This window comes from Orrella dioscoreae, assembly GCF_900089455.2.
GTDB classification, from domain to species: Bacteria; Pseudomonadota; Gammaproteobacteria; order Burkholderiales; family Burkholderiaceae_B; genus Orrella; species Orrella dioscoreae.
In genome coordinates this window covers 1,708,420-1,721,206 of sequence record NZ_LT907988.1, presented here as the reverse complement: position 1 = coordinate 1,721,206, position 12,787 = coordinate 1,708,420, and the positions used below count along the sequence as shown (strand labels likewise).

11 protein-coding genes are annotated in these 12,787 nt (G+C 67.3%); 6 read left to right on the top strand and 5 right to left on the bottom strand.

Annotated elements, in window-relative coordinates:
* The first annotated feature begins 68 nt into the window (after window positions 1-68).
* From ODI_RS08020 to ODI_RS08010, 3 genes are all read left to right on the top strand, one after another.
* A complete protein-coding gene (locus tag ODI_RS08020; protein WP_082985518.1) occupies window positions 69-1,151 on the top strand; it encodes an acyltransferase in 1,083 nt (360 codons plus the stop codon).
* A gap of 182 nt (window positions 1,152-1,333) precedes the next feature.
* Complete coding sequence (locus ODI_RS08015) at window positions 1,334-2,497, top strand: aromatic ring-hydroxylating oxygenase subunit alpha (RefSeq protein ID WP_067759517.1); 1,164 nt, start codon at window positions 1,334-1,336, stop codon at window positions 2,495-2,497.
* Between the two features lie 79 nt (window positions 2,498-2,576).
* Window positions 2,577-3,371: a hypothetical protein gene (locus ODI_RS08010; protein ID WP_157929738.1), complete on the top strand. Its 795-nt coding sequence runs from the start codon at window positions 2,577-2,579 to the stop codon at window positions 3,369-3,371.
* Between the two features lie 13 nt (window positions 3,372-3,384).
* Here ODI_RS08010 and ODI_RS08005 read toward each other — a convergent pair whose 3' ends face one another.
* Window positions 3,385-4,281 carry a DMT family transporter gene (locus ODI_RS08005; RefSeq protein WP_067759523.1) on the bottom strand — a complete coding sequence of 299 codons (897 nt, stop codon included), beginning with the start codon at window positions 4,279-4,281 and terminating at the stop codon, window positions 3,385-3,387.
* A 160-nt stretch (window positions 4,282-4,441) separates the two neighbouring features.
* Between ODI_RS08005 and htpX the strand changes: the two genes are divergently transcribed.
* Complete coding sequence (gene htpX, locus ODI_RS08000) at window positions 4,442-5,317, top strand: protease HtpX (protein WP_067759525.1); 876 nt, start codon at window positions 4,442-4,444, stop codon at window positions 5,315-5,317.
* A 121-nt stretch (window positions 5,318-5,438) separates the two neighbouring features.
* Here the strand turns inward: htpX and ODI_RS07995 are convergent, their stop codons facing one another.
* A complete protein-coding gene (locus ODI_RS07995; RefSeq protein ID WP_067759527.1) occupies window positions 5,439-6,305 on the bottom strand; it encodes a ZIP family metal transporter in 867 nt (288 codons plus the stop codon).
* 120 nt (window positions 6,306-6,425) lie between these two features.
* Window positions 6,426-9,143 carry a DNA polymerase I gene (polA, locus tag ODI_RS07990; RefSeq protein ID WP_067759530.1) on the bottom strand — a complete coding sequence of 906 codons (2,718 nt, stop codon included), beginning with the start codon at window positions 9,141-9,143 and terminating at the stop codon, window positions 6,426-6,428.
* On the opposite strand from polA, the gene ODI_RS07985 reads away from it, so the two are divergent.
* Window positions 9,142-9,822 (top strand): LOG family protein, encoded by a 681-nt coding sequence (locus ODI_RS07985; protein WP_456299560.1) that lies wholly within the window; start codon window positions 9,142-9,144, stop codon window positions 9,820-9,822. The two genes, polA and ODI_RS07985, sit on opposite strands and share 2 nt — an antisense overlap.
* 90 nt (window positions 9,823-9,912) lie before the next feature.
* Here ODI_RS07985 and ODI_RS07980 read toward each other — a convergent pair whose 3' ends face one another.
* Entirely contained in the window at window positions 9,913-10,887 is a 975-nt protein-coding gene (locus ODI_RS07980; protein WP_067759536.1) for a tripartite tricarboxylate transporter substrate binding protein, read from the bottom strand.
* A gap of 11 nt (window positions 10,888-10,898) precedes the next feature.
* Entirely contained in the window at window positions 10,899-11,723 is an 825-nt protein-coding gene (locus ODI_RS07975; protein WP_067759539.1) for an amidohydrolase family protein, read from the bottom strand.
* 121 nt (window positions 11,724-11,844) lie between these two features.
* Here ODI_RS07975 and ODI_RS07970 point away from each other — a divergent pair, with 121 nt between their 5' ends.
* Window positions 11,845-12,741, top strand: a complete 897-nt coding sequence (locus tag ODI_RS07970) for a LysR family transcriptional regulator (RefSeq protein WP_067759541.1) — start codon at window positions 11,845-11,847, stop codon at window positions 12,739-12,741.
* Window positions 12,742-12,787 lie beyond the last annotated feature (46 nt).

Genomic DNA, 12,787 nt, shown 5'->3' with positions numbered 1-12,787 from the left:
CTGGAAACAGTCCGGCACCGCCCGCGCTGCTATGGTGGCCCGCAGCCAAGCTACATCTTTCGCCATCCATGAGGTTTCCCCACGTCAGGCCCGCGTCCGCCGCGGCCCCGTCATCCACCGCTCCCGACACGACGCCGTCGAGCATCCCTCCCGACCCCCGACTGGCGCAGCTGGATGCCGCCCGCTGGATCGCGGCGCTGGCCGTGGTCCTGCTGCATTGCGCGGCGGTCCCCGTCTCCTCGACCGAGCCCTATGGCACGGCCGGCTGGGTCAGCGCCAACCTGTACGACTCCGCCGTGCGCTGGTGCGTGCCGGTTTTCGTGATGATCAGCGGCGCCCTCCTGCTGGCGCCCGCCCGGCCCGAGGGCATCCCCCGCTTCTATCTGCGCCGCAGCGCGCGCATCCTGCTGCCGCTGGTGTTCTGGACGGTCTTCTACCTGGCCTGGACGGTGACGCTCGAACATCTGGACGGCACGCCGCACGAGCCGATGGCCTGGCTGCGCCGCCTGACCGAAGGACGGCCGTACTACCACCTCTGGTACCTCTACATGATCGTCGGGCTCTATCTTTTCGCCCCTTTCGTGCGTGAGCTGTACGGCAAGCTGTCGGTGCGACGCCGCCTGGCTTGTGTCATGGTCACCCTGGCGATCGCGATCGTGGACGCGCTGTATCGCCACCTGACGGGCCAGGGCTACGGCTTCTTCCTCGCCTGGTTCGTGCCCTACCTGGGTTATTTCGTGGCGGGACGGATGATCTACGAAGGCTCGCTGTCCCTGCCACGGCCGGGCTGGGTGCTGGCGGCCAGCATCGCCATCACGGCCCTGGGCGTCTATGCGCTGTCGACCTCGCAGAGGCTGAACTTCTATTTCTACGACTACTTCAGCATCACGGTGCCCTTCATGTCGCTGGCGGTGTTCCAGCTGATCCTGGCCACGCCCGCCCTGCCCCGCCTGGTGCTGCTGGCGCCGCTGACCTTCGGCATCTACCTCATCCATCCGGTATTCATCGACCTGGCGCAACGCAGCCCGCTCTATGACAACGGCATCGCCCCCGCCTGGGCCATTCCCTTCGCGGCCGTGGTCATTTTCGGGCTGTCGGCGGGCAGCATCTGGCTGATGCAAAGGCTGCCGCTCATGCGCCGTTTCGTCTGACGCCGGCCCCGGTTTGCCGGGGGCGCCAGCGCGGACTTGTTCGTGGTCAAACCTTGCGCGCCCGTACCGGTCCCAAGAGGGGATATAGGGTAGAATATGACCTTTAGATGATCGGCCGGACCGATTTTTCTTCGCGCCAGGACCTTGGACGTCCTGGCTTTTTTATCCGTGCGGAGGGAATCATGACCGACATTGGTCGGATGGCGCACCTGGCGCCAGCTCGCACCCAGCTACCCGTCACTGCCTACTTTGACGAAGCCCGCCTGGCTCGCGAGCAGGAACTCATTTTCAAGCAATCTTCGCAGTATGTCGGTCACGCCCGCAACGTGCCCGAGGTCGGCGACTGGCGCACCCTGCATCACGAAGGTGGGGGGCGCGTGCTCGTGCGCAACCCGCAAGGCGTGGAATTGCTGTCCAACGTCTGTCGCCACCGCCAGGCCCTCATGCTGGGCGGCTCGACGGCCGATGTCACGGGCGCCGACGCGAAGCACATCAGCGGCAACCTGCGCGCGACGGGCGGCAACATCGTCTGCCCGCTGCACCGCTGGACCTACGACAAGCAGGGCACGCTGCTGGGCGCGCCCCAGTTCGACAGCTCCCCGTGCCTGGACCTGCAGCGCTTCCCGGTGAAGGATTGCCACGGCTTGATGTTCGAAGGGCCGCGCGATCCGTCGCATGACCTGCGCACGCTCTTCGGCCGGCCCGAGTTCGATTTCTCGGACTACGTGCTGGACCACGTCGAGATCCACCCCTGCAACTACAACTGGAAGACCTTCATCGAGGTCTACCTCGAGGATTACCACGTCGGCCCCTTCCACCCCGGCCTGGGCAAGTTCGTCACCTGCGACGACCTCAGCTGGGAGATGGGCGACTGGTTCAGCCTGCAGCGCGTGGGCGTGCACCAGGCGCTGGGCCAGCCGGGCTCCGACGTCTATCGCATGTGGCACGACAAGCTGCTGCAATACCGCGACGGCCAGGCGCCCGACTTCGGCGCGATCTGGGTCACCTACTTCCCGACCCACATGATCGAGCTGTATCCGCACGTGCTGGTGCTCTCGACGCTGTACCCCAAGGGCCCGCAGGAAACGGTCAACGTGGTGGAGTTCTACTACCCCGAGGAAATCGCGGCCTTCGAACGCGAATTCGTCGAGGCGCACCGCGCCGCCTACATGGAGACGGCCGTCGAGGACGACGAGATCGCCGAGCGCATGGACGCGGGCCGCAAGGCGCTGATGGAACGTGGCGTCACCGAAGCCGGCCCCTACCAGTCCCCCATGGAAGACGGCATGCAGCACTTCCACGAATGGTATCGGCGCGTCATGCAGGAACCGACGGACCCGGGCTGACGCGCGTTCGCCCTGTCGCAGTGAAAGTGGCGGCCCACGGGGCCGCCACTTTTTTTTGCGCGGACGCCGCAACGGCATAATGAAGCCCCGACACCCCACCGCCCACCGCCCGCCGCCGATGACGACACTCTCGACTCCCTTCCTCGACACGCTCCTGGCCGACGGCGTCATCACCGCCAGCCATCACGACGCAGCGCGGGCGCGCTTGGCGCACGCCACGTCCGAACCCTTCGACTCCCTGGGCTCGGCCCTGTTCTGGCTGGCTGGCGAGAACATCGTCACGGACGAGGAAATGGAGGAGATGGAGGAAGTCAGCCTGCGGGATGCGGCCTTCGCCTCGAACGCCACGCGCGTGCAGGCGCTGGACGAATACGAGGACTGCCTGTTCGAGCAATTCGACCGCGAGGAAGCCGAGCGGATCCGCGCCACGCCGTGGCACCAGCGCCATCGCCCCTGGCTGATCGCCGGCGGCGTCGCCGTGCTGGCCGCCGGCCTGGTCTGGTTCCTGCAGCCGGCGCGCGTGCCGCCCGCCTGCGACGACGACGCCGTGGTGAAGACCCTGCGCAGCGCGCTGCACACCGCCGAAAGCCGGACCCTGCAGGCGAATCCCATGCTACGCAGGGACAGCCGGCCCAATTACCTGCTGACTGAATTCGAGTCGATCCAGGAACTGGGATACCTCAAGCAGGCACGCGTGCGCGGCTGCCTGGCCACCGCCAGCCTCGACGGGCACAGGCAGCCCTTCGCCTTCGAAGTGCGGCAAGGGGAGTCCGGCAACGGTTTTCGCATCGAAGGCGGCAATGCGCGCCTGCTGCAGGCGCGCTATCGCCAGGTGGATGCCGACGGGCAACGCGAGGTCACGCCCGCCCCCTAGGGACGGCCGCGATTCAGGGCTTGGCGGCCGAGGTCGCCTGCCTGGCCGCGCGGCGCACGGCCTCGCGGGTTTCGCGCATGGTGCGCCAGATCGACAGCAGGCCCGCCGCAATGATGCACAGCATGCCGATCCAGGCCAGCATGTCGGGCATGTCGTGCCACACCCAGGCGCCCATCAGCGCCGCGAAGATGATGGTGGTGTATTGCAGCGCCGCCGTCAGCAGCGCCGAGCCCAGGCCGAAGGCGCGCGTCATGGCAAGCTGCCCGACCATGCCCGAGAGGCCCACGCCCACCAGCGAGACGATGCCCAGGGTATCCGGATTGCCCCAGCCGACCAGTGCCACGCCGACGGCGCTGCTGAGACAGACCGCGACCGAGAAGAACAGCACGGTGCGCCATTCGGCCTCGCCCAGGCGGCCGAGTTCGCGGATCTGCATCATGGCCACGGCGGACAAGGCGCCCGCGCACAGGCCCAGCAAGGCTGGCAGCCATTGGTCGCCGGTCACGCTGGGACGCAGCACCGTCAGCACGCCCAGGAAACCGATGATGACCGCGGCGATGCGCCAGCCATCGCGCCCGGTGCCGCCCCAGCCCAGCATCCATCCCGCGATGAAGAGCGGCGCCGTGTAGTTCAGGCTGGTGGCGGTGGACAGCGGCAGGCTGGAAATGGCGATGAAGCCCAGCCACATCGACGAGACGCCGGCCAGGTTGCGCCACAGGTGCGGGCGCCATTGCTTGGGAAGGATGGGATGGCCGGCCCAGCGGGCCCAGGCCAGGAGCAGGAAGACCGAAGGGAGCCCCCTGAACAGCACCACCTGCGGCAGGCTGGCGCCATGCTCACCCGCCAGTTTCACGAACGTGCCCATGACAGCGAACATCGCCGAGGCAAGGAGCATCCAGAGAGCCTGCATGGGGAAAAGGGAAACCGGCCGGAATATGAACAGAACCGCTACTATACTCCCCCCTTGTCGCCCGGCCGGCTGCCCTCATATAAGAGTCCTCGCGGGAACCGCCATGGCAGCGGCCGATCCAAGCTCCGAACCATAGATTCACAAACGGGGATTACTCAGCATGAAGCGCATCGTCCTATTCCTCCTCACCAACCTGGCCGTCATGGTCGTGCTGAGCGCGACCCTGCACATCCTGGGTGTCAACCGCTTTATCACGCAGCAGGGCCTGGACATCCAGATGCTGCTGATCTTCTCGGCCGTCATCGGCTTCACCGGCGCCATCTTCTCGCTGCTCATCAGCAAGCCGATGGCCAAGTGGAGCACCGGCGCACGCGTCATCGACCCGCAGGCGCCCAACGGCGCGCGTGAAATGTGGCTGCTGGAAACCGTGCATCAACTGGCCGACCGCGCCGGCGTCGGCCGGCCGGAAGTCGCCATCTATGACGGCGAACCCAATGCCTTCGCCACCGGCGCCTTCAAGAACAGCTCGCTGGTCGCCGTCTCCACGGGCCTGCTGGAAAGCATGACCGAAGAGGAAGTGGCCGCGGTGCTGGCGCACGAAGTGGCCCACATCGCCAACGGCGACATGGTCACCCTCACCCTGATCCAGGGCGTGGTCAACACCTTCGTGGTCTTCCTGGCGCGGGTGGTCGGCTATTTCGTCGATCGCGTGGTGCTGAAGAACGAACGCGGCGGCGGCATCGGCTATTTCGCCACCGTCATCGTCTGTGAAATCGCCTTCGGCGTGCTGGCCTCCATCATCGTGGCCTGGTTCTCGCGCCAGCGCGAATTCCGCGCCGACGCCGGCGCCGCCCACCTGATGGGCGCCCGCGAGCCCATGATCCGCGCCCTGGCCCGCCTGGGCGGCGTGGAGCCGGGTGAACTGCCGAAGGCCTTCCAGGCCTCGGGCATCAGCGGCGGCCGCGCCATCAGCGCGCTGTTCTCCACCCACCCGCCGATTCCGGCCCGCATCCACGCGCTGCAGAATCTGCGGTAAAGAGGTTCCCCACGAAGGGCGGCACGGGCGGACCGGCAAAGCCGGCTCCGCGGTGCCCTGAATGGAAAAAAACCGGGCCTGTGGCCCGGTTTTCTTTTTGTTGCGTGTCGCGTTGCGTGGCTTAGTGACCATGGCCTTGACCATGGCCTTGGCTGTGGCCGTGATCGTGATCATGGCCTGATTCGTGACCCTGGCCCTGCCCCGGACCATGATCATGGCCGTGGTGCACGAAGACTGTCACGCTGTAGATCAGCGCGACGCCAAGGGCGACCAGGGCCAGCTGGGGCCCCGCGTCGCGCAGGCTGACGCGCTCGTGCATCTGCGGCATCAGGTCGGCGATGGCGATGTACAGGAAGCTGCTGGCGGCCACCACCAGCAGGTAGGGCAGCCAGGACTGCGCCTGTGCCAGCAGCAGCGTGCCCAGCACCGCGCCGATGGCGGAACACAGGCTGGAGAACAGGATGAGGCCGAAGGCGCGCTCGCGCGACAGGCCCGCGTTCATCAGCACCACGAAATCGCTCAGCTTGTGCGGCACCTCGTGCAGGATGATGGACGCCGCCGTCAGCACGCCCAGGATCGGGTCGACCAGGAAGGCCGCCGCGATCAGCACGCCATCGCACAGATTGTGCAGCGAGCTGCCCACCAGGATCAGCACACCGCCGCGCCCTGCCTCGTGGCGGTCATGGCCGGCATGATGGTGATGTCCGTCGCCCTCGTGGTGATGGCTGTGCCGCAGCAAGGCGATCTTCTCGAGAATGAAGAACCCCACCAGCGCGGCCAGCATCAAGGGAAACAGGGTGTGCGGCCCGGGCCCGGTCTCGAAGGCCTCGGGCAGCAGGTGCAGCAGGGAGACCCCCAGCAGCACCCCCACCGACAGGCTGACCATGTGATGGAGATAACGGGAAAAGACGTTCAACGTCAGCCAGCGCGCAATGAACAGCGCCAGCAAGCCGCCAGTGATGGCGGCCAGCACGGACCAGGCAAGCATGGGGAATCAGGACCAGGTTGGAAGGGAAAGCTGGAACATTATATTGTTACTTTCCCGTGAACGGCGGCCCAGCCATGGCGGATGCCCCCGCAACGGGAGCGTCCGCCCTTCCTGCACGGCTCAGTGTGCCCGTTCCCAACTCGGACCGGCGCCGATCTCGGCCACCAGCGGCACCCGCAATTCGGCGACATTGCACATGAGTTCAGGCACCTTCTCTCGCAGCAGCGCCTCTTCGGCGACGGGCGCGTCGAAGACGAGTTCATCATGCACCTGCATGACCATGCGCGTGCGCAGGCCCTCGGCGGCCAGCCAGGTTTGCACCCGCACCATGGCCATCTTGACCAGATCGGCGGCCGTGCCTTGCATGGGCGCGTTGATGGCGGCGCGCTCGGCGCCCTGGCGGCGCGGGCCCGAGCCTGCCCGCACATCGGGCAGCCACAGCTTGCGGCCGAACACGGTTTCCACGTAGCCCAGGTCACGCGCGCGCGTCTTGGTGTCGGCCATGTACTGCGCCACGCCGGGATAGCGCGCGAAATAGCGGTCGATGTAGGCCTGCGCCGCATCGCGGGTGATGCCCAGGTTGCTGGCCAGGCCGAAGGCGCCCATGCCGTAGATGAGGCCGAAGTTGATGGCCTTGGCCGCGCGGCGCTGGTCGGCGCTGACCTCGGCCAGCGGCACATTGAAGACCTCGGCGGCGGTGGCGCGGTGGATGTCCTCGCCCGCGGCGAAGGCGCGTTGCAGGTTGGCATCGTCCGAGACGTGCGCCATGACGCGCAGCTCGATCTGCGAGTAGTCGGCCGAGACGATCACGCCATCGGTGGCGATGAACGCCTCGCGCACGCGGCGCCCCGCCGCCGTGCGCACGGGGATGTTCTGCAGGTTCGGGTCGGACGAGGCCAGCCGGCCCGTGATGACCGCCGCCTGCGCATAGTGCGTGTGCACCCTGCCCGTGCGCGGGTTGATCATGCGCGGCAGCTTGTCCGTATACGTCGACTTCAGCTTGGCCAGGCCGCGGTAGTCCAGCAGCGCCTGCGGCAAGGGATAGTCCTGCGCCAGCTTGGTCAGCACCTCCTCGTCGGTCGAGGGCGCGCCGCTGGCGGTCTTGCGCACCACCGGCAGGCCCATGCGGCCGAACAGGATCTCGCCCAGCTGCTTGGGAGAATTCAGGTTGAAGGGCTGGCCCGCCAGTTCATAGGCGCGCTGCTCCAGCGACACCATCTCCTGGCCCAGCACGCCGCTCTGGCGCACCAGTTCGGCGGCATCCACGCGCACGCCGTTGCGCTCGATCTCGAAGAGCACGCGCGAGACCGCGATTTCCAGGCTGTAGATGTCGTCCAGGCCTTCGGCAGCGACGCGCGGGCGCAGCACGCCGTGCAAGGCCAGCGTGAAGTCGGCATCCTCGCAGGCATAGTGCGCCGCCTTGTCCAGCGGCACTTCGTCGAAGCCGATCTGGTGCACGCCCTTGCCGCACAGGTCTTCATAGTTCAGGCCCTTGCGGCCCAGCCAGCGCTCGGACAGCTCGGCCAGGCCCACGCCGCGGTGCGACTCCAGCACATAGGCCTGCAGCATCGTGTCGTCGGTGACGCCGGCCAGGTCGATGCCCGCGTTGGCGAAGACGTGCGTGTCGTACTTGGCATGGTGCAGCAGCTTGGCCGCCTTGGGATCTTCCAGCCAGGGCTTCAGGCGCGCCAGCACTTCGTCGCGCGGCAACTGCTCGGGCGCGTCGGGGCCACGGTGGGCCACCGGGATATAGCACGCGAGACCAGCTTCGGTGGACAGGGAGATCCCCACGATCTGGGCGTTCATGGCCTCCAGCGACGTGGTCTCGGTATCCAGCCCGACCAGCTCGGCCGCCTGGATCCGCGTCATCCACGCGTCGAACGCCGCCCAGTCCTGCACGGTCTCGTATTGCGTCTGCACCGGCGCGGCCGGCACGGTTTCCGTGACCACGCGCGCATCGCCCTCGGGCACGCGCTCGGCGTCGCCGCTCAGTTCGCGCAGCCAGGTGCGGAACCCATAGCGGTCATAGATGTCCGTCAGTTCAGCGGCGTCTGGGTCGCGCGGCGCCAGCACCGAGAAATCCGGCACGTCGGCCGACAGGTCGCAGTCGGTCTTCACCGTGAGCAGTTGGCGCGTCATGTCGAATTGCGGCAAGGCGTCACGCAGGTTGTTGCCCGCCACGCCCTTGATGCCGTCGGCGGCCGCCACCAGCGCGTCGATGTCGCCGTGCTCCGTCAGCCACTTGACCGCGGTCTTGGGCCCCACTTTCTGCACGCCCGGCACGTTGTCGACCGTATCGCCCACCAGCATCAGGTATTCCACGATGCGCTCGGGACCGATGCCGAACTTGTTCCTTACCCCTTCCACGTCCAGCGTTTCGCCCGACATGGTGTTGACCAGCGTGACGTGCGGATTGACCAGCTGGGCCAGGTCCTTGTCGCCCGTGGAGACCACGGTATGGATGTCCTGCTCGGCGGCCAGGCGCGCCAGCGTGCCGATGACGTCATCGGCCTCGACGCCGGGCACGGTCAGCACGGGCCAGCCAAGCGCGCGCACGGTGCGATGGATGACATCGACCTGGGCGGCCAGTTCTTCGGGCATGGGCGGGCGGTGGGATTTGTATTCCGCGTAGATATCATCGCGAAACGTCTTGCCACGCGCGTCGAACACGCATGCTGCATACTGTGCCTTGTAATCCTGCACCAGCCGGCGCAGCATGTTGACGACACCGTACAGCGCCCCGGTGGGTTCTCCCTGGGCATTGCGCAGGTCGGGCATGGCGTGGAACGCGCGATACAGGTAGCTCGATCCATCCACCAGCAACAAGGTTTTTTTCATGGTCACAAAAAGCAATCCGGTCACGCCGGCGGACCGGCAGATACCTGGAATTATGTCAGAGATATCCCGGGCGGCCGACGCGCTGGCCCACCTGGGACCGGCAGTCAGCGTCTTCGGCAGCGCCCGCATTCCCCGGGAATCGCCGCACTATGCCAAGGGAGAAATCCTGGGCGGCCTGCTCGCGCGCGCCGGTTTCGCGGTCATCGCTGGCGGCGGGCCCGGCATCATGGAGGCGGCCAACAAGGGCGCCTATGAAGCGGGCGGCACCAGCGTGGGCTTGAACATCGTGCTGCCGCACGAGCTGCACAACAACGGCTTCCAGTCCATCGAGCTGGACTTCGAATACTTCTATTCGCGCAAGGCCACGTTCTTCATGCACAGCACGGCCTACGTCGCGCTGCCGGGCGGCTTCGGCACGCTCGACGAACTGTTCGAGGCGCTCACCCTCATCCAGACCGGGAAGGTCCTGCCCGGCCCCGTGATCCTGGTGGGCAGCGAATTCTGGCAAGGCATGATCGACTGGCTGAAGGCGCAATTGCTGTCGCACGGCACCATCAATGCCCGCGACCTGGACCTCATCCAGATCGAAGACGATCCCGAACGCGTGGTCGAGATCATCACGCAGTACCAGAGCCGCCACACCACCTCGGGCGACCTGGCCCCCGCCCTGCCCACATGAAAAAGGCGCCCACCACGGGCGCCCCTGCACTGCTGCGTGGCTGGCATGCCGCGTGCCGGGAATTCCGGGCACGCGGCACACGCACCGCGCTCAATCCAGCTTCAAGCCGGCTTCCTTCACCACCTTCTGCCACTTGGCGATTTCCGCGCGGCGGAACGTGTCCAGGTCGGCCGGCGTCGATCCTACCGGTTCGGCGCCGATGGCTGCCAACTGCTGTGCAATGCCGGGGTCCTTCAGCACCTTGGCCAGCGCTTGCGACACCTGGTCCACGATCTCGGCCGGCGTGCCGGTAGGCGCGAACACGGCATTCCACTCGTACGACTCGAAGCCGGGCACGCCGGACTCGGCGATGGTGGCCATCTCGGGCGCGACGGGCGAGCGCTGCGAACCGCCGGTGGCCACCGCGCGCAGCTTGCCGTTCTTCACGTGCTGCCACGACGAGCCCATGCTGGCGAACATCACCGGCACCTGGCCCGACATCACGTCGATCATGGCCGGACCGCCGCCCTTGTAGGCCACGTGCTGCAGCTGGGTCTTCGCCAGCAGGTTGAAGAGCTCGCCGCCCAGGTGCTGGGCCGAGCCGGGGCCGGACGACGCGAAATACACCGGATTCTTGTCATCCTTGCCCAGGCGGACCAGGTCTTCCACCGTGCGGATTTCGCTCGAGGGCGTGACCACCAGGATGTTCGGCGCGCGCAGCAACAGCGACACCGGCGCGAAGTCCTTCAGCGTGTCGAACTGCATGCGAGGCTGGATTGCCGGATTCTGCGCATGGTTGGACGCGTCCAGCATCAGGGTGTAGCCATCGGGCTTGGCGCGCGCCACCATCGCGCCGCCGATCATGCCGCCCGCGCCGCCACGGTTCTCGATGACGACGGGCTGGCCCAGTTCCGCGGCCAGTTTCGGCCCGATCAGGCGCGCCACCACGTCCACCGTGCCGCCAGGCGGGAAGGTCACGACCAGGGTCACCGGACGCTCGGGATAGGCGGCATGCGCCAGGCCGGCACTGGCCAGGAGGCTCGCGGCCAGCGCCACGCGGGCGCAACGTTGCAGGAAAGTGCTCATGGATATCTCCTCTATTTGAATTGGAATAGGCGCAGCGGGGTGCCGGCAAGGACAGCCTCGCGCTGCGCGGGATCGTCGATCCAGTCGTCCAGCCAGGCGCGGACGACGGGGAAGGAAGCCAGATGGCGGTGTTCGGTGTGCGGCCAGTCGCTGCCCCACATCAGCCGCTCGCCGCCAAAGGCATGCAGCAGGCGGGCACAGGCCTCGCGGCCCGCAGTCGGGCAATCGGCCGGCGTCCAGTTGCGATACGCGGCGGAGAGCTTCACCCAGACCTGGCCGCTGCCGGCCTGCGACAGCAGATAGCCGAAACCCGGATCGGCCAGGCCCAGCACGGGATCCGGGCGGCCAAAATGATCGACGACGACCTTGCAGCCCGCCTGCAGCAAGGCAGGCAGGGCTTCGTGCAAGCGGCCTGCGGGCAGGTGGATTTCCACGTGCCAGTCCAGCGCGTTGATGCGGGCCAGCAGCGAAGACCACTCAGGCGCTGCCAGGTCGGGCGTGGGCAGGCCGATGAGGTTCAGGCGCATGCCCGCCACGCCGGCCTCGGCCAGTTCGGCCAGCGCCACGTCGCTCACGCCCGGCTCGACCACCGCCACGCCGCGCAGGCGCCGTGGCGCGGCGCGCAAGGCCTGCACCAGGAAGCTGTTGTCGCTGCCCAGGAAGCTGGGTTGCACCAGCACGCCGTGCGAGCAGCCATGGGCATCCAGCAAGGCCAGGTATTGCGCCGTGGTGGCATCGTGCTCGGGGCTGTGGCGGCGCCTGGCGGCCAGGGCCAGGCCCTGCACGAAGACGTGCGCGTGCGTGTCCACGGCAAGGCCGGTGTGGGGCGAGGGCAACGCTGTCTCCTGTGTTCTTGTGTCGCCGGCAACACCGGCGGGCTTTCTCCGAGACTGGATTCTAGGAAGACACGGTATAGTTTTCCATTATCTGAAAACTAGATTTTTATATCTTATCGATATGGAAACCCGGCATCTGCGTTATTTCCTCGCCGTCATCGACCAAGGCAGCGTCAGCCGCGCCGCGGACTGGCTGGGCATTGCCCAGCCCGCGCTCAGCCAGGCCCTGCAACGGATGGAGCGCGACCTGGGCACGCGCCTCTTCGAGCGTTCCCGGCAAGGCGCCCGTCCCACGCCCGCGGCGCTGGCCATCCTGGACGACGTGCGCGCCAGCGTGACCCGCATCGACAGCGCCGCCCGCCGGGCCCAGGAAATCGGCCGCGGCAGCGCTGGCCAGCTCACCGTGGGCCTCGTCTCCTCCGCCCTCTTCCACACCCTGCCGCGCGCCCTGCGTGAAATGCGCAAGCAGGCGCCCGGCGTGCGCATCATCCTGCGCGAAATGAGCAATGCCGAACAGGCGCAGGCCTTGCAGACCGGCGAGATCGACATCGGGCTCATGCACACGCCCGTGGCCGTGGGTGGCCGCATGCGCGAGCGCCAACTGTTGCGCGACCGGCTGCTGGCCGCCGTGCCGGACGAATTCGAGGTGGGCGAGGATGGCCAGGTATCGCTGGCCCAGATCGCCAACGCGGGGCTGGTGATGTATCCCCAGGGCCAGTTGCCCGTGCTGTACGCGGGCATTCTGGATGCCATGCGCAAGGCGGGCCACGACCCTGTGGTGGCGCAGGAGGCAAATCGCACCTTGACGGTGCTGGCCTGCGTGGCGGGCGGTTGCGGCGTGGCGCTGCTGCCCAGCTGGATACGTTCGCTGGACTTCGCCGGCGTGCGCTTCTGCGGCGTGCGCGACGGCCAGGGCCTGCCGAGTTTCGACCTCAGCGCGATCTGGCCCGCGCGCTCGGTGCCGACGCTGGCGGACAGGTTTGCGAACCTGGACCTGGCGCGGCCCGACCACGCGTAAGCCGCCACGGCAAGACTAGAAACACAAAGGCCGCCAGCCCGTGATG